The 20728-nt window shown below is 66.0% G+C and carries 17 protein-coding genes and 1 pseudogene; 6 read left to right on the top strand and 12 right to left on the bottom strand.

Annotation, left to right across the window (positions count from 1 at the left end):
• Nucleotides 1–52 precede the first annotated feature (52 nt).
• Both P0Y59_24860 and P0Y59_24855 read left to right on the top strand, forming a co-directional pair.
• Nucleotides 53–1117 carry an alpha/beta hydrolase-fold protein gene (locus P0Y59_24860; protein WEK00085.1) on the top strand — a complete coding sequence of 355 codons (1065 nt, stop codon included), beginning with the start codon at nt 53–55 and terminating at the stop codon, nt 1115–1117.
• 73 nt (nt 1118–1190) lie between these two features.
• Nucleotides 1191–1562, top strand: a complete 372-nt coding sequence (locus P0Y59_24855) for a hypothetical protein (GenBank protein WEK00084.1) — start codon at nt 1191–1193, stop codon at nt 1560–1562.
• A gap of 46 nt (nt 1563–1608) precedes the next feature.
• On the opposite strand, the gene P0Y59_24850 is transcribed toward P0Y59_24855, so the two are convergent.
• The 9 genes and pseudogenes from P0Y59_24850 to P0Y59_24810 form a co-directional block, all read right to left on the bottom strand.
• Nucleotides 1609–1962 carry an iron-sulfur cluster assembly accessory protein gene (locus tag P0Y59_24850; protein WEK00083.1) on the bottom strand — a complete coding sequence of 118 codons (354 nt, stop codon included), beginning with the start codon at nt 1960–1962 and terminating at the stop codon, nt 1609–1611.
• Nucleotides 1962–2429 (bottom strand): SUF system Fe-S cluster assembly protein, encoded by a 468-nt coding sequence (locus P0Y59_24845; GenBank protein ID WEK00082.1) that lies wholly within the window; start codon nt 2427–2429, stop codon nt 1962–1964. The genes P0Y59_24850 and P0Y59_24845 overlap by 1 nt, the downstream gene beginning before the upstream one ends.
• A 7-nt stretch (nt 2430–2436) precedes the next feature.
• Nucleotides 2437–3705, bottom strand: coding sequence for a cysteine desulfurase (locus P0Y59_24840; GenBank protein WEK00081.1), 1269 nt, complete (start codon nt 3703–3705; stop codon nt 2437–2439).
• 84 nt (nt 3706–3789) lie between these two features.
• Nucleotides 3790–4542, bottom strand: a complete 753-nt coding sequence (locus P0Y59_24835; protein ID WEK00080.1) for a SufD family Fe-S cluster assembly protein — start codon at nt 4540–4542, stop codon at nt 3790–3792.
• Nucleotides 4543–4645: 103 nt separating this feature from the next.
• Entirely contained in the window at nt 4646–5389 is a 744-nt protein-coding gene (gene sufC, locus P0Y59_24830; protein ID WEK00079.1) for a Fe-S cluster assembly ATPase SufC, read from the bottom strand.
• On the bottom strand, nt 5389–5709 hold the full coding sequence (locus P0Y59_24825) for a hypothetical protein (protein ID WEK00078.1): 321 nt from the start codon (nt 5707–5709) through the stop codon (nt 5389–5391). Before P0Y59_24825 ends, sufC begins: the two co-directional genes overlap by 1 nt.
• Nucleotides 5709–7173: pseudogene (sufB, locus tag P0Y59_24820) on the bottom strand (Fe-S cluster assembly protein SufB). Before sufB ends, P0Y59_24825 begins: the two are co-directional and overlap by 1 nt.
• Nucleotides 7173–7586 carry an SUF system Fe-S cluster assembly regulator gene (locus tag P0Y59_24815; protein ID WEK00077.1) on the bottom strand — a complete coding sequence of 138 codons (414 nt, stop codon included), beginning with the start codon at nt 7584–7586 and terminating at the stop codon, nt 7173–7175. The pseudogene sufB and the gene P0Y59_24815 overlap by 1 nt, the downstream one beginning before the upstream one ends.
• A gap of 94 nt (nt 7587–7680) precedes the next feature.
• The gene (locus tag P0Y59_24810; GenBank protein ID WEK00076.1) at nt 7681–8538 is read right to left on the bottom strand and encodes a helix-turn-helix domain-containing protein; all 858 of its coding nucleotides are present in this window, start codon (nt 8536–8538) and stop codon (nt 7681–7683) included.
• A gap of 248 nt (nt 8539–8786) precedes the next feature.
• On the opposite strand from P0Y59_24810, the gene P0Y59_24805 reads away from it, so the two are divergent.
• The 3 genes from P0Y59_24805 to P0Y59_24795 are packed head-to-tail and all read left to right on the top strand — an operon-like array spanning nt 8787 to nt 13361.
• Nucleotides 8787–9833, top strand: a complete 1047-nt coding sequence (locus P0Y59_24805; GenBank protein ID WEK00075.1) for a quinone-dependent dihydroorotate dehydrogenase — start codon at nt 8787–8789, stop codon at nt 9831–9833.
• 33 nt (nt 9834–9866) lie between these two features.
• Complete coding sequence (gene ggt, locus P0Y59_24800; GenBank protein ID WEK00074.1) at nt 9867–11531, top strand: gamma-glutamyltransferase; 1665 nt, start codon at nt 9867–9869, stop codon at nt 11529–11531.
• Between the two features lie 45 nt (nt 11532–11576).
• On the top strand, nt 11577–13361 hold the full coding sequence (locus P0Y59_24795) for an AMP-dependent synthetase/ligase (protein WEK00073.1): 1785 nt from the start codon (nt 11577–11579) through the stop codon (nt 13359–13361).
• Between the two features lie 177 nt (nt 13362–13538).
• Here the strand turns inward: P0Y59_24795 and P0Y59_24790 are convergent, their stop codons facing one another.
• A complete protein-coding gene (locus P0Y59_24790; GenBank protein ID WEK00072.1) occupies nt 13539–16430 on the bottom strand; it encodes an insulinase family protein in 2892 nt (963 codons plus the stop codon).
• A gap of 212 nt (nt 16431–16642) precedes the next feature.
• Between P0Y59_24790 and P0Y59_24785 the strand changes: the two genes are divergently transcribed.
• Entirely contained in the window at nt 16643–17506 is an 864-nt protein-coding gene (locus P0Y59_24785) for an aspartyl/asparaginyl beta-hydroxylase domain-containing protein (protein ID WEK00071.1), read from the top strand.
• Nucleotides 17507–17534: 28 nt separating this feature from the next.
• Here the strand turns inward: P0Y59_24785 and P0Y59_24780 are convergent, their stop codons facing one another.
• Nucleotides 17535–18236 (bottom strand): hypothetical protein, encoded by a 702-nt coding sequence (locus P0Y59_24780; protein WEK00070.1) that lies wholly within the window; start codon nt 18234–18236, stop codon nt 17535–17537.
• Nucleotides 18224–20725 carry a TcfC E-set like domain-containing protein gene (locus tag P0Y59_24775; protein ID WEK00069.1) on the bottom strand — a complete coding sequence of 834 codons (2502 nt, stop codon included), beginning with the start codon at nt 20723–20725 and terminating at the stop codon, nt 18224–18226. Before P0Y59_24775 ends, P0Y59_24780 begins: the two co-directional genes overlap by 13 nt.
• Nucleotides 20726–20728: the final 3 nt, after the last annotated feature.

Here is a 20728-nt window from a genome sequence, read left to right as displayed (position 1 = left end):
CGCAGCTATCCCCTTCCCCAAGAACGGACGATATCGCGAGGGGAGCCTGAAGATGAAATCGGCCTACTGCCTGGGTGCCGCAATCCTGATGTTCGTGGCGAGCCCTGGCGGCGCTCAAGTGACGACGAACGCGCCCCCGCCCGTCGCCGGCGCGCTGCCGGTAACGATCGAGCGAATCAAGATCCATTCGGCGGCCATCATGGGCAATCTGGAAGGCGAGACCGCTGACCGCGACGTGATCGTGGTGCTGCCGCCGAGCTACGCGAAGAGCCCTCGCCGCCGCTATCCCGTCGTCTATGCCCTTCACGGCTATTCGATCGGCGCTGACCAATGGACCAGGGAAATCCATGTTCCGCAGACGATCGAGGGTGGCTTCGCCAAGGGCGCGAAGGACATGATCCTGGTCTTTCCCGACAGCAAGACCATCCACAACGGATCGATGTATTCAAGCTCGGCGACGACCGGGGACTTCGAGGCCTTCGTGGCGCGCGATCTGGTCGCCTATATCGATGCCCATTATCGGACGCTGGCGCGGCGGGAGAGCCGCGGGCTGGCGGGCCATTCGATGGGCGGATATGGCACCAGCCGGATCGGCATGAAACATCCCGAGGTGTTCGGCGCGCTCTATATGATGAGCCCATGTTGCCTGTCCGCGCGCCAGGGCGGCCAGTTCAATGCGGAGGCGACAGCGGCGCTTGCGGCCGTGAAGGTGCCGACAGATTCGGCAAAGCTGCCGTTCGGGCTGAGAGCGCAGCTGGCGAGCGCCGCGGCATGGTCGCCCAACCCGAAGAACCCGCCGCTCTATCTCGACCTGCCGGTGAAGGACGGCGTCGCCCAGCCGGACGTCCTCGCGCGATGGGCGGCCAATGCGCCGCTCGCCATTGTCGACCAGTATATCGGCAACCTGCGGCAATATCGTGCGATCTCGATCGATGTCGGAGACAGGGACGGACTGAAAGTCGACGCGGAGAAGCTCCACACCGTGCTCGACAGCTATGCCATCGCCAACGGCTTCGAAATCTATCCAGGCGACCACACCAACAATGTCGCAATCCGGTTTCAGGATCAGGTGATCCCGTTCTTCAGTCGCAATCTCGTCTTCGAGAAGGGCCGTTGAAGTTGCCGACACGAAGAGAATGACCAATCCCGACCGCAATCGAACGATGATCGACCATCAGAGGAGGACAATCATGAAGCCTGGCTACGCAGCCGCCGCTATGCTGATCTTTGCGACCCCGGCCTTGCCGGCCCATGCTCAGGATTTCGATCCGATGGCGTTGGCCGACACCAACGCCGACGGCAAGGTGAGCCTGGCCGAGGCGACTGCTTTTTCCGCACAGGGCTGGACCTTCGTCGATCAGTCGAACGCGGGAAAGATCAAGAAGGATACCCTGCCCGACTTCATGCAGCCTTCCTTCGCGAGCACGAAGGCGGACGCCGAAGGCTATGTCTCCAAGGATGCTTTCCTCGCGGCCGTGCCCGATCGTTTCAAGGCAGCCGATACGAACGCGGACGGTTTCCTCAGCGACGCCGAGCTTCGAGGCTTTCTCGGAATGCCGTGATCATGCGGCATCTTCCCCGCACGCGCGGCGGGGAGATCGGATCGTTTCAGACCGTGAAGCTTTCCCCGCAGCCGCATTCGCCCTTGGCGTTGGGGTTCTGGAACACGAAGCCGGCGGTGAAATCGTCCTCGACCCAGTTCATGGTCGATCCGATCAGGTAGAGGATCGAGCCGCCATCGACGAACAGCGTCCCGCCCGGCGTCTCGATACGCTCGTCGAACGGCTTGGCCTCAGTGACATAGTCGACCGAGTAAGCGAGCCCGGAACAGCCGCGACGCGGCGTGGACAGCTTGACGCCGATCGCGCCTTCCGGGGACTTGCCCATCAGCTCGGCGATCCGCGCCTCGGCGGTCGGCGTCAGGATCAGCGCCGCGGGGCGCACGCGCGTGGTCGTCGCCATCACAGCATCCCCAGTTCGAGCTTGGCGTCGTCGCTCATCTTCTGCGGATCCCAAGGCGGATCCCAGACGAGGTTGACGTCCGCGGTACCGACGCCCGGCACGGATCCGACGCGCAGTTCCACCTCGGCGGGCATGGATTCAGCGACCGGGCAATGCGGCGTGGTGAGCGTCATCGTCACCGAGGCATGGCCTTCATCGGTTACCTCGACGCCGTAGATCAGGCCGAGATCGTAGATGTTCACCGGAATCTCGGGATCGTAGATTTCCTTCAGCGCATCGACCACCGCCTCGTACAGCGCGCCGCCCGGCTCGCCGGTGGAAAGCGCCTCGGGCTTCTGTGCCAGGAAACCTTCGAGATAATCGCGCTTGCGCTCGAACGTTTCGGTCACCCCGCCATCGACGCGCGCCTTGGGCGGCGCCTCGACCGAGGCGACCTCTTCAACCACAATCTTCCGCTCTTCGTTCATGCGAACCCTACCCGAAAATCCGTGTTACCCGCTCGATCCCGCGCACCAGCGCATCCACGTCAGCCGCGCCGTTGTAGACCCCGAAGCTCGCCCGTGCCGTCGCCGGCACGCCCAGCGCCTCCATCAACGGCTGAGCGCAATGATGCCCGGCGCGGATCGCGACCCGCTCCTCGTCCAAGATGGTGCCGATGTCATGCGGATGCACCCCCTCGATCGAGAAACTGACGATGCCGGCCGAATCCTCGGGGCCGTAGAGCGTGACCGAGTTGATCTGCAACAGCGCCTCGCGCGTCTTCGCGACCAGCGCCGTTTCGTGCGCGTGGATCGCGTCGAGGCCAATGCGCTCGACATAGTCGATCGCGGCATGGAGGCCGAGCGCACCGACGATGTGCGGCGTCCCCGCCTCGAAACGGCCCGGTGGCGGGGCGTAGGTCGTCTTCGCGAAGGTGACCCGGTCGATCATCGATCCGCCGCCCTGATAGGGCGGCATCGCCTCGAGCAGTTCCGGCCGCGCCCACAGCACGCCAATGCCGGTCGGGCCGTAGAGCTTGTGCCCGGAGAAGACGTAGAAATCGCAGTCGAGCGCCGCGACGTCCACCGCCATGCGCGGTACCGCCTGGCAGCCGTCGAGCAGGATCTTCGCGCCGACCGAATGGGCGATATCGGCGGCACGCCGCGCATCGAGCAGCGACCCGAGCACGTTCGAGACATGCGCCAGCGCGACCAGCTTGTGGGCAGGCGTGATCATCGCGGCCATCGCGTCGAGATCGATACGGTGATCGGGGGTCAGTGGGATGACGTCGATCGCGGCACCGACACGCTCCGCGGCCATCTGCCACGGGACGATGTTGGAGTGATGCTCAAGCGTCGAGAGCAGGATTCGGTCGCCCGCCTTCAACTGCTCACGCGCCCAGCATTGGGCGACGAGGTTGATGCCCTCGGTCGCGCCGCGCACGAACACGATCTCGTCGGCGCTGCCAGCGCCGATGAAGCGCGCCACCTTCTTGCGCGCCGCCTCATAGGCAAGCGTCATGTCGGCCGAGCGCTGGTACACGCCGCGATGCACGGTGGCGTAGGTTTCGGCATAGGCGCGGTCGATCGCGTCGATCACGGGCTGCGGCTTCTGCGCCGTCGCCGCGGTGTCGAGATAGGCCCAGCCCCGCGGGATCGCCGGGAAGTCGGCGAGCAGGTCGAGGAGGCGGGTGGCCGCATTCCCTCTCCCATCGGGAGAGGGAGGGAGGAGCGAAGCGACGGAAGGGTGAGGGTGACTAGCCATTGCAATCGCCCTCACCCTTCCCATCGCTCACGCGATGGGCCCCTTCCCTCTCCCGCCGGGAGAGGGAGAAAAGATGCGCGCGCCTCACAGCATCCGCTCCAGCGCAGCCTGCGCCGCCGTTTCCAGCGCCTCGCGCTCGCCCGCATCGGCGACGTCGTCGAAGACCGATCCGATGAACGCGCGCAGCAGCAGCGCCTTGGCCTCGGCCGGGGCGATGCCGCGGCTGGCGAGGTAGAAGAGCGCCATCGCGTCGAGTTCACCGACGGTCGCGCCATGCGCGCACTTCACGTCGTCGGCATAGATTTCGAGCTCGGGCTTGGCATTGGCGGTCGCGGTGCGCGTCAGCAGCATCGCCTTCACCGACTGGCTCGCATCGGTCTTCTGCGCATCGCGTGCGACCGCGACCTTGCCGAGATAGCTGCCGGTCGCGCGCGCGCCGAGCACCGAGCGGACGACCTGGTTGCTGGTCGCGTTCGGCTCGATGTGGCGCATCGTGGTCACGATCTCCAGCGTCTGCTCGCCGCCGCCGAGCATCGCCCCGCCCAGCTCGAAATGCGCGCCGTCGTGCAATGTCACGTCGATCGCCACCCGGCCGAGCTTGCCGCCGGTGTTGAGCACATGGAACGTCGCCCGCGCGCCCGCCGCGAGGGTGACGGCATAATCGCGGATCGCCACCGTATCCGTGTCAGCATCCTGCACGATGACGCGCGTGATCTCCTCACCGGGTGCGACATGGATCGTCTCCGGGGCTGCCACCGGCCAAACGGTCGCGACGGCGTCGAGATCGCTATAGCGCCACGCTTCGTCGCGGCGGGTGGGGATAGCGAGCGAGGTCATAGCGCACGCCCCATCGTCGCGCCTTCGCGTCTCCGCGTGAACACGTCATTGGATTCACGCGAAGACGCGAAGACGCGAAGGAAAAGGGAAATGCCTGCGGCGCTCACGCTGCCATCGCTCCATAGCCCTCGGCTTCGAGCTCGAGCGCCAGCTCGGGACCGCCCGAGCGCACGATCCGGCCGTCCGCCAGCACATGCACGAAGTCCGGCTTCACATAGTCAAGCAGCCGCTGGTAATGCGTGATCAGCAGCACCGCCTTGTCGGGCGCGCGCATGATACGGTTGATGCCGTCGCCGACGACGCGCAGCGCGTCAATGTCGAGCCCGGAATCGGTCTCGTCGAGGATCGCCAGCCTCGGGCCGATGATGCCCATCTGGACCATCTCGTTGCGCTTCTTCTCGCCGCCGGAGAAACCGACATTGACCGGACGCTTGAGCATGTCCTGGTCCATCGACAGCAGGTCGGCCTGGGCGCGGGCGAGCTTCAGGAACTCGCCGCCCGACAGTGGCGCCTCGCCGCGCACCTTGCGCTGCGCGTTCAGCGCCTCGCGCAGGAACTGGACGTTGGACACGCCGGGGATTTCGACCGGATATTGGAAGCCGAGGAACAGGCCCGCGGCGGCGCGCTCGTGCGGCGCCATTTCCAGCAGGTCCTCACCCGCAAAGCTGACAGTGCCGGACGTGACCTCGTAACCGGGCCGCCCGCCGAGCACATAGCCAAGCGTCGACTTGCCCGCGCCGTTCGGCCCCATGATCGCATGCACTTCGCCCGCGTTCACGCTAAGCGAGAGGCCCTTGAGGATTTCCTTGCCATCGATTTCGGCGCGGAGGTTTTCAATCTTCAACATCAATTCTGCCTCTTGGTGGAGCGCATCGCAATCACGCGTCCCAGATACTCATCCTTGCGGGCCTCGATACAGGCGGTCAGCGCCGCCGCATCCTTCGGCCTGGTCGCGGCGCACGCCACACCTGCATCGCACCAGAACCTGTCCAGTTCAGCATCGCCAACCGAATGGGTAACCCGGCACACCCGCAACCGCCCCTTGCGGTCGATCTTCATGCTCACCCCGACCCGCTTGAGCCGCTGGCCGAGCACGACGATGTCTTCGATCGGTTCTTCCGGCGGCACAGCCGGGCCAGCGAGTTGCAACGCCAAGGCGAGCATCATCACCCCACGCTCCCCTCGAGCGAAATCCCCAGCAGCTTCTGCGCCTCGACCGCGAATTCCATCGGGAGCTGCTGCAGCACCTCGCGCGCGAAGCCGTTGACGATCAGCGCCACCGCCGCCTCGGAATCGAGGCCGCGCTGCATTGCGTAGAACATCTGGTCTTCGCTGATCTTCGAGGTGGTTGCCTCATGCTCGATCTGCGCCGAAGGGTTGCGCACCTCGATATAGGGCACGGTGTGCGCGCCGCACTGGTCGCCCAGCAGCAGCGAATCGCACTGGGTGAAGTTGCGCACGCCCTCCGCCGTCGGCGCCACGCGCACCAGGCCGCGATAGGTGTTGTCGGAATGACCAGCGCTGATGCCCTTCGACACGATGGTCGAGCGGCTGCCCTTGCCGAGATGGATCATCTTGGTGCCGGTATCGGCCTGCTGGCGGTTGTTGGTCACCGCCACCGAATAGAATTCGCCGACGCTGTTCTCGCCGGCGCAGCACGCAGCTCGGATATTTCCAGGTGATCGCGCTGCCGGTCTCGACCTGAGTCCAGCTTACCTTGCTGTTCTTCCCCTGGCAGAGCGCGCGCTTGGTGACGAAATTGTAGATGCCGCCCTTGCCCTCGGCGTCGCCGGGATACCAGTTCTGCACGGTCGAATATTTGATCTCGGCATCGTCGAGCGCGACCAGCTCGACCACGGCCGCATGAAGCTGGTTCTCGTCGCGCATCGGCGCGGTGCAGCCTTCGAGGTACGAAACATACGCCCCCTTGTCGGCGACGATCAGCGTGCGTTCGAACTGGCCGGTATTCTCGGCATTGATACGGAAATAGGTGCTGAGCTCCATCGGGCAGCGAACCCCTTCCGGGATGTAGACGAAGGTGCCGTCGGAGAAGACGGCGCAGTTGAGCGCGGCGAAATAATTGTCATGCTGCGGCACGACCTTGCCGAGCCATTTGCGGACGAGATCGGGATATTCGCGGATCGCCTCGCTGATCGAGCGGAAGATCACACCCGCCGCCTCCAGTTCCTTGCGGAAGGTCGTCGCGACCGAGACGCTGTCGAACACCGCATCGACCGCGACCTTGCGCGCGCCCTCGACCCCGGCGAGCATCTTCTGCTCCTCGATCGGGATGCCGAGCTTTTCGTAGACGCGCAGAATCTCGGGATCGACCTCGTCGAGGCTGCCGACCTTGGGCTTGGCCTTGGGCTCGGCGTAATAATAGGCGTCCTGGTAATCGATCGGCGGGACGTTGAGCTTGGCCCAGTCGGGCGGCGTCATGGTCAGCCACAGGCGGTACGCCTTGAGCCGCCAGTCGAGCATCCATTCGGGCTCATTCTTCTTGGCCGAGATGAAACGGACTGTGTCCTCGCTCAGGCCCTTTGGCGCGAATTCCTGCTCGATGTCCGAATGGAAACCCCATTCGTACGTCTTGTTCGCGGCGGCATGCGCTTCTGCGTTCTTCGTGGCCATTATGCCGGCACCTGCGACAGGCTGGCGAGGCTGACGCCCGCGAGCGCGCCCTTCACCGCTCCGTTGACGACGTTCCAGTGCGGCTTCACCCGACAATTCTCCTCGATGCAGCAATCATGACTGCCCTGGTCAACACAGGCCGTCATCGCGATCGGCCCCTCGATCGCCTCGACGATATCGGCCAGGCTGATCGCCGCGGCCGGGCGCGCGAGGCGGAAGCCGCCCCCGGTGCCCCGCGCACTCTCAATCAAGCCCGCGGCGGAAAGCCGGCTGACCAGCTTCTGCACGGTCGGCAAGGGCAGCCCCGTTTCTTCCGCCAGCAGGGTCGCGTTGAGCCGCGCCGCGCCGCCGCAATGGCGGGCAGCGGCGGACATCATCACGACCGCGTAATCTGCAAGGCTGGAAAGGCGCATCTGGTCCAATCGGATTGATTCGTTCCGATTGGCCATGTGGGAGCCTCAAGCCCGAAGGTCAACCCTGTTCCTCCCCGGCCCGGGGCGGGTAGAATCACGTATCGCTGATCAGCGGGCTCACCTGGCCGCCAAGCGCGACTCGCTGGCTGATCGTCAGTTGCGACAACAGGCTGGGCTCAGCCTTGATCTGCCGCGGCGTGTAGCCAGTGAACTGCTTGACCTCGCGGATCAAGTGGGACTGATCGTAGAAGCCCCGCGCGATCAGGTCGTCCACCGACTGGCTTTCCGATACCAGGGCCACCGCGGCGCGAAGGGCGCGATATTTACGCGCGAGCAGCTTCGGCGGCGCGCCGTACAGCGCCTTGCACTTGCGCTCGACCTGGCGGCGGGAGAGCTTCGTCGCCGCCACCAGATCCTCCATCTCGGGCGACGGGCTGGCGGCGAGCCAGGTATCGACATGCCGCACGAACGCGGTCGCGCTGCGATCGCAGCCGCGCACCAGTTCCCGGATCAACTGCTCGGCGATCGCCACCCGCGCCGGGATATCGGGCGCGTCGCGCAACGCGTTGGCGGCGGCGCGCAGCCTTGGCCCGCCGAACAGGCCGGTCGCATCGATCACCCGGTTGAGCATGCTCGAGGCATCGTTGCCGACCAGCGCCGCCCATCCGCTCGCGGTCACGCCCATGCCAAGCACCAATACCGGCCCCTCGCACCTGACCCGCATCGCGCCGCTGGTCGGGCCGATGATGTGGATGTCGGTCGCCTCCTGTAATGTCCCGTCCGGGAAGCGATAGTCCGAACCACCCGGCGACAGGCGGAAACGGAACTGCGCATGATCCGCGCGCTCCATGTCCTCGAACAGCGGGACATCCGCACGAAAGTGATAGAAAAGCGTGATGTACTCGGTGAGGTCCGCGGCCGGGACCGCGTAGTCCAGCTGGATATCCGCCACTGTTGCGCCCCTTTTTATGGGAGAGGCGTAACCCGCTCTGCGCCCAATGAAAAGAGGCCCGGCCGGCAAGCCGGCCGGGCCCAAGTGAAAGAGACCCCTGTTGGGAGCTCTTCGGGTCGCAAGGTTGTTAGAACAGTGGCGGGTTCTACTGTATTGGATGAAAGCGCCACATCGGTCATATCCGTCGCAATCTCGTCGCAGGTCGAATGATTTTTGACCCGGGCGTGCCGCGCTGCCAAAGCGCCCGGATGACCTTCTTCCTTCTCCGCCCCGCCCTGTTCAGCATCGAAGCGGAGCGTGCCCATGGGCTGACGATAAGGATGCTTGAAGCCTGGGGGCAGGCTGGCACGCCGTTCGCCACCGAAACAGCCGACCCGTGCCTTCGCACGACCGTGGCCGGGCTGGACTTCTCCAGTCCGGTCGGGCTGGCCGCCGGGGTCGACAAGGACGGCCGGGCGATCGACGGGTTCTTCGCCCTCGGGCTGGGTTCGGTCGAGATCGGCACGCTCACGCCGGTGCCGCAGCCGGGCAATCCCAGGCCGCGCCTGTTCCGGCTGGTCGAGGACCGCGCGGTGATCAACCGGATGGGGTTCAACAACGGCGGGCTCGACGCGGCGCTGCCCCGCGCAGCGGCGGCCAGGCGGCGTGGCGTGCTTGGCATCAATGTCGGCGCCAACAAGGATACCGCCGACAGGATCGCCGACTATCGGGGCGGTGTGGAAAAGGCGGCCCTGATCGCGGACTATGTCACGATCAACATCAGCTCGCCCAACACGCCGGGCCTGCGCGATCTCCAGCATGGCGCGGCGCTGGCCGAACTGCTCGCCGCATCGGACGAGGCCCGCCGCCTGCCGTCGCGGCGCCCCCCGTTGTTCCTGAAGGTCGCTCCCGACCTTGAGCCCGGCGCGATCGACGAAATCGCCCGGGCCGCGATCGACCATCATATCGACGGGCTGATCGTCAGCAACACGACCATCTCCCGCCCCGGCCTGCGCTCGCCCCACGCGACCGAAACCGGTGGCCTTTCCGGTGCGCCGCTCGCCGCGCTCGCGCGCCAGCGGCTCGTCGATTTCCGCAAGGCGACCGGAGGGGCGCTGCCGCTGATCTCGGTCGGCGGGATCGGCAGCGCGGAGGAGGCCTATGCCCGGATCCGCGCCGGGGCGAGCCTCGTCCAGCTCTACACGGCCCTTGTCTATGAAGGCCCCGGCCTGCCGCGGCGCATTGCCCGCGGCCTGTCCCTCCTGCTGAAGCGGGATGGGCATGATCATATCGCTGATGCCGTCGGGGCCGGTTGACGTAACGTCTGTCACCGCTACCACATGGGCGCCATGAAGAAGCTCCTGCTCGCGCTCGCCGTCCTACTCTATTCTCCCGTCGCATCAGCCCAGGGAGTCGTCACCTCGGCCGATCCCCGCGCTACCGAGGCAGGCCGGCAGATATTGCGGGAAGGCGGCACCGCAGCCGACGCGGCGATGGCGATGATGCTGGCGCTGACCGTGGTGGAGCCGCAATCGAGCGGCATCGGCGGCGGCGGCTTCCTGATCCGCAACGACGGCAAGACCGGCAAGATGGAGACGATCGACGGTCGCGAGGCAGCGCCCGCCGCCGCTACGCCGCAGCGCTTCCTCGGCCAGGACGGCAAGCCGATGCCCTTTAGCCACGCTTTCCAGGGCGGCAAGTCGATTGGCGTTCCTGGCAATATCCGGCTGATGGCGCTGACCCACAAGAAATGGGGCAAGCTGCCATGGAAGGCGCTGTTCGCGCCCGCGATCAAGCTGGCCGAGGATGGTTTCCAGGTCACCAAACCGCTGAACGACCGGATCGCCGGCATGTCCCGGATCTGGGAGAATTTCCCGGAGATCGCCAGCCAGTATACGGTCGACGGCCAGGCCCCCGCGGTCGGCGCGACGCTCAAGAACCCGGCGCTTGCCGCCATCCTGCACAGGATCGCCGACGAGGGACCCGAGGCCTTTTATGCAGGCGACAATGCGCAGGCGATCGTTGCGGCCGCGACCGGTACCAGGATCAACACCAGCGACATCACCCTCGCCGACCTTTCCGCCTATCAGGCCAAGGAGCGGGCGCCGGTGTGCGGCACCTACCGGACGTACAGGATCTGCGGCATGGCCCCGCCATCGTCCGGCGCGGTGACGGTGCTCCAGATCCTCGGCATGCTGAGCCATTTCGACCTGAAGAAGATGGGGCCGGCGTCCCCGGTCGCCTGGCATCTGATCGGCGAGGCGATGGAACTGGCCTATGCTGATCGCGAGAAATATCTCGGCGACACCGATTTCGTGCAGGTGCCGCTCAAGGGCCTGATCGATCCGGCCTATCTCGCCCAGCGCTCCAGGCTGATCTCCACCACCGCGACGCTGCCGGTCTATGAAGCCGGCACGCCCCCCGGCGCGCAGGCGCGGACCGCCGCGGTCCAGGACGAGGTTCACGGCACGACCCATTTCATCGCGATCGACAAGGCCGGCGACATCGTCGGCATGACCTCGACCGTCGAGGGACCGTTCGGCAGCCAGTTGATGGCGAACGGCTATATCCTCAACAACGAGCTGACCGATTTCACCTTCGCCCCCGAAAAGGACGGAGCACCGGTCGCCAACCGGGTCGAGGGCGGCAAGCGGCCCTTGTCCTCGATGGCGCCGACGATCGTCTATGATTCGAAGGGCAAGCCAGTGTTCACCGTCGGCGCGGCGGGCGGCAAGACGATCATCATGCAAGTGGCAAAGGCGCTGATCGCGCATCTCGACTGGGGCATGAGCGCGCAGGATTCGATCGGCCAGGGACTGATCTATTTCAGCGGCCGGACGTTGATCCTCGAAAAGGGCACGTCACTCGAGCCGATGAAGGCACCGCTCGAGAAGCTGGGCCATCAGGTCGTCATATCGAGCCTCGGCCTCAAGGCGAACGCCGCCGAGCTGACAACCAAGGGCTGGGTCGGCGCGGCGGATCCAAGGAGCGTCGGCACCGCGCTCAGCGAGTAGAAACCCGCGCAGCCGAACACGGCGCGCCCCTCCCCGGGAGAGACCATGCGAACGCTCGAACATTTCCCCAACCTCGTCACGATGTTCTTCACGCGGGCGCGGGAAAAGGGCGACAAGCCCTTCCTCTGGCACAAGGCCGACAATGAATGGGTGGCGACCAGCTGGCGCCAGACGGCCGACAAGGTCGCGAGCCTCGCCACCGCGCTACGCGCGATCGGGCTCGAGCCCGGCGACCGGGTGATGCTGGTCGCGGAGAACCGCCCGGAATGGTGCATCAGCGACCTTGCCATCATGGCGGCAGGCTGCATCACCGTGCCGACCTACACCACCAATACCGAGCGCGACCACGCCCATATCATCGAGAATTCGGGCGCCAAGGCAGTGATCGTCTCGACCGCGAAGCTCGCCAGGACCCTGCTCCCGGCCGCGATCCGCGCGACCGATGCGAAGATCGTCATCGGCATGGAGGACATCCGTGTCGGACAGTCAGGCGCGCTGAGCGTCCATAGCTGGCACAAGCTGATTGCCGAGCATTCGACCGATCCGTCGGCGATCGTCTCGTCAGCGACGCGCGACGACACCGCCTGCATCATCTATACCAGCGGCACCGGCGGCGCGCCGCGCGGCGTGAAGCAGCATCACGGCGCGATCCTGCACAATGTCGACGGCTGCTGTACGATCATCAGCGAGGATTTCGGCTGGGACGACGAGGTCTTCCTCTCCTTCCTGCCGCTCTCGCACGCCTATGAGCATACCGGCGGGCAGCATTTCCCGATCGGGCTGGGCGCCGAAATCTATTATGCGGAAGGGCTCGACAAGCTTGCCTCCAATATCGAGGAGACGCGCCCGACCATCATGGTCGTCGTGCCGCGCCTGTTCGAGGTGCTGCGCACCCGCATCTCCAAGGCGGTGGAGAAGCAGGGCAAATTCTCCAACTATCTGCTCGGCAAGGCACAGGACATCGGCGCCAAGGAATATGAGGGCAAGATGGGGCTGCTCGACCAGCCGATGAACCTGTTCCTCAAGGCGACGCTCAAGCCCAAGATCCAGAAGCGCTTCGGCGGGCGGATGAAGGCGATGGTGTCAGGCGGCGCACCGCTGACGCCGGAGGTCGGCATCTTCTTCCAGTCGCTCGGCCTGACCTTCCTGCAGGGCTATGGCCAGACCGAGTCGGCCCCGGTCATCTCGTGCAACCGCCCGTCGGTCGGCCTGCGCATGGACACGGTCGGCCCGCCGCTCAAGAACACCGAGGTGCGCATCGCCGAGGACGGCGAGATCCTGGTGCGCGGCGAACTGGTCATGCACGGCTATTGGCGCAACGAGGCCGAGACGGCGCGGGTGCTGAAGGATGGCTGGCTTCACACCGGCGATATCGGGCTGATCGACCCCAAGGGCCGGATCAAGATCACCGATCGCAAGAAGGACATCATCGTCAACGACAAAGGCGACAATGTCGCGCCGCAAAAGGTGGAGGGCATGCTGACCCTCCAGCCGGAGATCGTCCAGGCGATGATCTATGGCGACCGCAAGCCGTACATGGTCGCGGTCCTCGTCGCCGACCCCGAATGGACCCAGGAATGGTGCGCGAAGAACGGCGATGCCTGCGATTTTTCGCGGCTCGCCGAGAATAGCAGCTACCGCACGGCGATCGGCGCGGCGGTCGAGCGGGTCAACAAGGACCTGTCGGTGATCGAGCGAATCCGCCGCTTCATCCTCGCCGACGAGCATTTCACGATCGAGAACGAGCAACTCACGCCGTCGCTGAAGATCCGGCGGCACGTGCTGAAGGAAGTCTACGGGCCGCGCCTGGACGCCTTGTACAAGGGGTGAAGACCATGCCGAGCTTTTGGCATGGCGGTGCTGAGGGCTGATCAATCCTTCTCCCCCGGGGAGAAGGTGGCGCGAAGCGCCGGATGAGGGTGACTTGAGCACCCACCTTTCACCCTCACCCTTCCCATCGTTGCACGATGGGCCCCTCCCCTCTCCCGCCGGGAGAGGGGTAAGAGGCTATTTCGTCGAGGCGATCGTTCCTGCGGCGGATTTCGGGATGACCTCCATCGTCCAGTCAGTGTCGGGCCGGAGATATTTGCGCGCCGTTTCCTGGAGCTGGGCCGACGTCATCGTCGATATGTCGCTGAGCACGCTGCGGAACGCGGCGATGCGGCGTGGATCATAGGTCGCGCCTTCGAGCTGGAGCATCCAGAACTGGTTGCCGGTCGACTGGCGCATCAGCGCCTGAGTCATCGGGCCGATCGTCCGCTTCAGCTCGTCGTCGCTGACCGGATTGGCGACCAGATCGGCGGCAATCTCGCGCGAGAGCTTGAAGAACAGCGGGAGATTGACCGGCGCGACCTGGCCCACCGCGATCAGGCGGCCGCCGCTCGGCAGGCCGATCGGCCAGCTGCTCGACACGTTGGGGCTATAGCTCGCGCCAGCCTCCGAGCGGAGGCGATCGAACAAACGGTCGCTGAAGATCGCAGCGAGCACGTCGAGCCGGCGACTCTCCGCGATCCCGTCGACCCCGCCGCCGGTCGGCCAGGCGATCACCGCCGCCGCCTGGTTCTCCGGGCCGTCATGCGTGCGGACCACGGGCGTGGCGTTGTGCGCCGGGAAGCGGACCGGGGGCACGGGCTGCGCTTCGGCCGCGCGCGGCTTCAGCGCGCCGACGGTACGCGCGACCGCGTCGATCGCCTTGTCAGTGCCGATATCGCCGAACACCTGCACCTCGATCGGGCCGGTCGCGAGCAGCGGCTCCCACAAGGCGCGGAACGCCTCGGGCGTGGTGTTGCGGATCTCGTCACGGGTCGGCGTGCCCCAGCGCGGATCGCCGGCGCGGAGCAGTCCGTCAAGATCGCGCGCGAGCACGCCGTCGGGCGAGGATTCGAGCCCGGCATAATTGGCGAGCACGGCGGTCTTCGCGCGGGCCAGCGGGCTCGGGTCCCAGCCGGGCGCGGCAAGCTTCGCGGCCATCAGACGGAGCTGATCGGACAGGTCGCGCGGCGAGGTCATGGCGGCGAGCTGGAACGCGTCGTCGTCGACGTCGAAATCCAGGCCGATGCGGCGACCCGCGGCCATCGCGTCGATATCCCCCTGCTTGAGCTTGCCGATGCCGCCGGCGATCAGCGCATAGTTCGCCGCCCAGGCGGGCGATTCACGATCGGCCGGCAGCGCGTTGAAGCCGCCGCCGAAACGCACGCGGACATAGACCCGGTCGGCCTCCGACGTGGTCGAATAGACCATCAGCCTGACGCCGTTGGAGAACTGGACCTGTTCAAGCCCGAATTCGGAAATCTTCTTGCGTGCGACCACCTTGGCCGGCGGCCCGAGCCGCGGGAGCTTCGAGAAATCCACCGCAGCCTGGGCGCTGCGGATTCCGGCGACGCCCTTCACATCGGCGCCGAGCACCGCCGCGAGCTTGGTCGCCGCATCGCTCTCCGGCTTCTGCGCGCTGACGATCGCTCGGGTGGCAGTGCCTTCGAAGATCTTCTTCGTCGAGGCGAGGATTCGCGCCGGCGAGAACATGCCCTTGCGCCGTGCTTCGAGGAACACGTTCTGGATCACTGCCGCGCTGGTCGTCGTCTCGCGGATATCGACTGCCTGGACCATGTCGTCGGCGAGCTTACTGCCGGCATCGGCGCGCGCGGTATCGACCATCGTCTTGTAGGCGATACCCTGTTCGGCCAGTTCGCGATCGATCTCCGCCTGGGATGGCGGGGCGGCCTGCGCATCAGCGATCACCGCGCGCACATCCTTCAGCGCGGCTTCCCAATCGTCGCCGACGGGCGCGACCTGAACGAAGGTGACGTTGGCCGATCGCGCCGGATCGTCAAGCCCGACCCGCGCCGAGAGATAGCTGCCGCCGGCGCGGGCGCGCGTTTCCAGCCGCCGGTTGATCACCGCGGTCGCGACCATGTCGACCAGCCGGTTCTGGTTGAAGACCACCGTATCGGCATTGAACTTCCACGGGCGCAGCACGGCCATCATCGCCATGGTCGGCAGGCCGGGCTCGACGATCGCGCTGGTGGTGGGCTCCTTCGCGCTGGGCACGCCGAAATCGGGCTCGGCCGGTGCCGGTCCGGTGCCGCGCCACGCGCCGAAATATTTGGCGACGAGCCGTTCGAACACCGCCGGATCGAGATCCCCCGAGACGACGACCACCGCGCGTTCGGGCCGGTACCAGCGATCGTGGAAGGCCTTCACCGTATCGGACGTCGCCGCCTCGAGCGTCTTGGTGTGACCGATCGGCGAGCGGTCGGCGAAGGGCTGGCCGGCGAAGAACAGGGCGTTCATCGCATCCGACAGGCGGACCTGCGGCCCGGGCTGCTCGCGCTGCTCCGCCAGCACGGCGGGGCGTTCGGCATTGAGCGCTGCCTGGGTGATATTGGGCTTGCTGACCATGCCGGCGAGGATCTTCAGGCTCTCGTCGAGCGACGCCTCGGTCGCGCTGGGCAGGTCGAGCTTGTAGACGGTCTGGGTCGGCGTGGTCTGGGCATTGCTGTCGGAGCCGAAGGTGGCGCCGAAACGCTGCCACACGCGCTTCGTCTCCCCATCCGGCACGAATTCCGAGCCACGAAACGAGAGATGCTCGATCAGATGCGCATAGCCGAGCTCGCTGTCCTGCTCCATCAGCGACCCGGCATCGATCCGTACTCGCACCGAGACCTGCCCCGGTGGGACCCCGTTCTTCCGTACCGCATAGCGCAGTCCATTGGTCAGCGTGCCGAAGCGCCAGGCGGCATCGGGCACGATGTCGCTGCCCTTGTAGAGCCAGGGATCGCGGCTCGCGATGTTGGAGCCGGATGTGGCGGCAGGAACGGTCTGCCCGCTGACCGTCGGCGACAGGCCGAGCAGGAGCGAGGCAATGAGCGACAGGCGCAACACGCGCGGTGTAAAATACATGGTTCCGATCCTAGCGGCGTAATCCGGCCGCGACCAGCGTTGGTGCGGCAAAGCTGAACCTGCCGTGAAACACCACGCCCTCGCCACGATTTGGACGAAGACGCCCGATAACCATTCAGCCTTCCCCGATCGCGGGGCGAGTTCGACAATGGCGCATATGTGGCTTTTCCGGGCCGGTGCGCTGCCGATAGTGTACGGAGGCGTGGTACCAGATGAGCGTCGAGACGAGACCGGACGCCAGCTCTTTGTGGCGCAAATCGGGCAAGATGTCCGACGGGCGCACCACGCGCATCCCCGATCTCAACGTTATTTCCGGATTGCCCAGCCCCAGCCCGACGCTTGAGGCGGAACGCAACCGGCCGCTGATCATCAAATATGGCAAGCATCTCCGCGGACTTTTCGACCGGCTGATTTCTTCCTCCTCGCTCGTCTCGAACGAGCCGGTGCTCGACGTGCGCGACTTTCCCTGGACCGCCCTGCTGCGCGAGCACTGGCACGACATCCGCGACGAGGCGATCGCGGTCGCGTTGCAGGGTGACGCCTCGCCAAGCCTCGCCACCATCTCCCCCGATCACCGCGCGATCGCGGCGGTCAATATGTGGCGCTCCTTCTTCCTGTGGGGCTATGGCTTCGCGATCGAGGACAATCTGGAGCAATGCCCGAAGACCGCAGCGATCGTCGCGCGGATTCCCGGACTGAACAGCGCTTTCTTCTCGATCCTGGCGCCGGGCACGCACATTCCCGACCATCGCGGCGTGACCAAGGGCCTGATCACCTGCCATCTCGGCCTGATCGTACCGCGCGACGGCGACGTGCGGATGCGCGTTGACGACCGGATCGTGCGCTGGTCCGAGGGCGAGACTCTGGTGTTCGACGACACCTACCAGCATGAGGTGTGGAACGACACGGCGGGCACCCGCGTGGTGCTGCTGATCCAGTTCGCGCGGCCCTTGCGCCGCCCGGGCAAATGGATCGCCGACCTGTTCCTGGGAATCGTGCGGCGATCCGCCTTCGTTCAGGAAGCGCGCGACAATATCCAGACCTGGAACGAAGCGGTGAAGCAACTGGACGTGTGATCGCGCGGCAGCGGGCCCGAACGGCCGGTCAGAATCGCTGTTGCGACGATGTCGACCCCATGGTCACACGATATTCGACCGGCGCGGTGCTGGTGAGGGTCTGCTGCCAGACCTGTCCGGCATAGAGGCGCTTCGCGGGAAGCTTGGTGCAGGGGCCGGATGGCGCCGGGTCGCATTGCTTGCCTTCATAGACCTCGACATTGCTGTTCCCCTGGTTGCGCAGGGTGAGCACATTACCAGCCCGATCGCCGACCAGTTTTGTGACCGGCGCGGCGGGGCGGTAGATCACCAGCACGTCATAGCCGACCAGCAGCTTCAACGCGGTCACCGGAGCGTTCACCGGGCCGGCGACCGGCTTCACCGTGACCCGGTAGATCCGGTCCACCGTCCCGCGCGGCACGACGGCGGCGATCCGGATGAGCTTGTGCTCGCCCGGCTGGAGGATCAGGCGCTGCGGCGTGACCAGCAGGCCGCCAACCCCCGGATCAGTGATCGGCACGCGCTTCTCGTCGGCCGCTCCTGGCGACACGATCTCCGACGGATCGACGACGACATAGGCGATTTCCTTCCCGTCGTTCGAGACGTCGATATCCTGCGCCACCGCCCCGGACGGTCCGATATCGAGGACTGCCTGGCTCAGCACGATCCCGGCATGGGCGGCGGACGCGACCGGGATCGTCGCGATCGCCGCGATACCGCCCAGTGTCCGCTTTATCTTCACGAGATGCATTTCACGTCTCCGAGAGCGGTATAGCCGTTTGTCGACCGTGCCGCGCCCAGTTTCGCGCGACAGGCCTGCCCGTCAGCGCCGCGCGCGGTAATCTCGGCATCGCCGGATGCCTGGAGCTGGAAATAGCCGCGATGATCAGTCGCGGCGACGGCCCCGTCAGTGGTGATGTCAGCATCGGCGACCGGGCTGCCGTCGGCGCGTATCAGATGGCCGAACATCGCCAGCACCGTATTCGCTTTCCATTCCAGCCCCGCGACCGTGCCGGGATAGACATCGACCGAGCGGGTCTGCGCATCGAAAGCGACCAGATCGCCGCCCACCGGAAGGATCCGCACCCTGTACCGACGATAGGGCGTCACGGCCAGGGTCAGGTGCTCGCCGGGCCGGATCTGCCCCCGCGCGGCATCGTCCACCATCACCTGGAACCGCGTGTCCCGCGCGGAACCATGGATGCCGACCGTGATGACGCTGTCATTCTGGTCATGCGTCCCGACGCGCAGCACATCATGCCCGCCGCCAAGCCCGGCCGCGATCGAGGTCTGAAGCGTCATGGCATATTGGGTGGCGTTGCCCGAACCGGCAAAGCGCTGGACCAGGCTCGCCGATGCATAGCCCATCGGACCGCGCTGATCGGCCGATGCCTGGAGCACCGTGCCGTCGGCGCTGTGCTGCACCACCGCGGCACCGGCCAGTTCGCCGCCCAAGACATTGTCGCGCTGGATCGTCGCCGCGACCTCCTCGATATCGCCGACGGCACGATTGTCGCCCCCGATGCCGGTCTGCGCCCCGGCGCGCGCGCTCAGCGTCGAACGGCCGCCGAAGATCTGCAACTGGAGCCCAAAGGCGATGGAATGTCCCTGGTTCGTCTCGGCATAGCTGCCGTCGAAGGTCATCTGCAGCAGATCATGATGTAGGATCGGCCAGCGCACGACCGGCCCGATCGCGTAGGAGGCGGCGTGCCCCTGATCATGGCGATAATATCCGGTCATCCCGATCTGCGCCCCGGCCAGGTGATAGGAAAGATTGCCGACGATCTGGGTGAAGCTCGGGCTGGATGCCTGCACGCGCGCCGCGGCGATGTCGAACGGCGATGACAGGCTGTTGATATAGTCGTCGAACGGAATCAACGCGGCCCCGTCCCCGCTGTGCACATGGCGGAAATCGAGATTGTAGCTCAGCGCGCCGCCGGTGGTCGACCCGATCTGCACGCCCTCCCCGACATCCCCGCTGCTCGACCCGAGAAGCGCCACCCTCGTCTGGACGATCGGCGAGAGATAGGTGAGACCAACCTCGGTCAGCGCCTTGTGGTCGGTCGCCATCACCACACCGTCCCAGGCAAGATGCGTCCCGAGCCGGCCGGCGATCCCGGCGCTCAGGAGCGGCGTATGCGCCACCGATACCCAGCGATCCTGGCGGTCAAGCGCCAGCAGGCCCGCATTGGCGAAGAAGATGATCCGGCCGATCGGCGCGATGGCGGCGCTTTTGGTGAAGAAGCGATGCTCGGTCCGCGTCGCACCACTCGCTTCCTCGATCCGGATATCGATGGGATAGGAGCCGTCGGGCAGGTTGCTGGTATCGAGCGTCTGGTTGCCAGCCTCGAAGCTGTGCGAACTCATCAGCTTTCCCTCGCTGTACAGATCGACGCGCGAGCGCTGCCCGAGGAACACGATGAGCGGGCTGCCAGTCAATTGCAGGCGATCCGCGCGCGTATCGAATTGCGACCCGATGCCGACGCCCAGGATTCGCCGCCGCCCGACCAGATCCGCGCCGGGCGTGTAGAACAGCCCGCCGACATAGCGAAGATCCGGCCGGTCGAGCTGGCCCGCAAGCGTATCGACGTCGAGCCCGCGCCCCGACGAAACCGACATCTCCGATATCAGGCGGCCATTGCCCGCGGCCAGCACAGCCCGGTTGCGAAAATTATAGACTGCCTGCTGCCCGGTGCCGCCGGCGATGGCGGCGCCGATCGTATCCACCAGCGATATGTTCCTGCCATCGGGTTCGAGGAAGCTGTCGGCCGATACCGGCCGAGCGAGAAGCAGTTTCGGGTTCAGATAGAGATCGATCCGGAAATGTTGCTGGTCGAACACGATCGCCGCCGCCTCGGGCGTCGGCCGCTCGCAGGCAGTCGCGGCATCCACGCACAGGAGGCGCGCATTGGGATCAAGATCCCCGCTCAGGGCACGGATCATCGCCGCGGGATCGGCGACGTCGGGGATTGCCGCCGCGACCTGGTCGGGATGAAGGATATGGACGCGCGAAGGATCGGCCTCGATCTCGAACTGGCCGATCCGCCGCCCGCCGAAATAAATGTCGGCAACCAGGTTTCGCGACTGGTTGAGATCGGCGAAGTCGCTCGGCATGCCAACGGTCACCACCGGCGTGCCGGTGCCGCGATCGGCGGCCGCGGCGGCAGTGGCCGGGCGCGGAAAGGCGACCAGTGGTGCGACCGTGCCGAGCAGGAAACAGATGGTCGCCGGAGCGCGCATCGC

The sequence above is a fragment of the Candidatus Sphingomonas phytovorans genome, from assembly GCA_029202385.1.
Lineage (GTDB): Bacteria > Pseudomonadota > Alphaproteobacteria > Sphingomonadales > Sphingomonadaceae > Sphingomonas > Sphingomonas phytovorans.
Note: the sequence above shows the minus strand (reverse complement) of the source record. Positions and strands in the feature narration are given on the sequence as shown.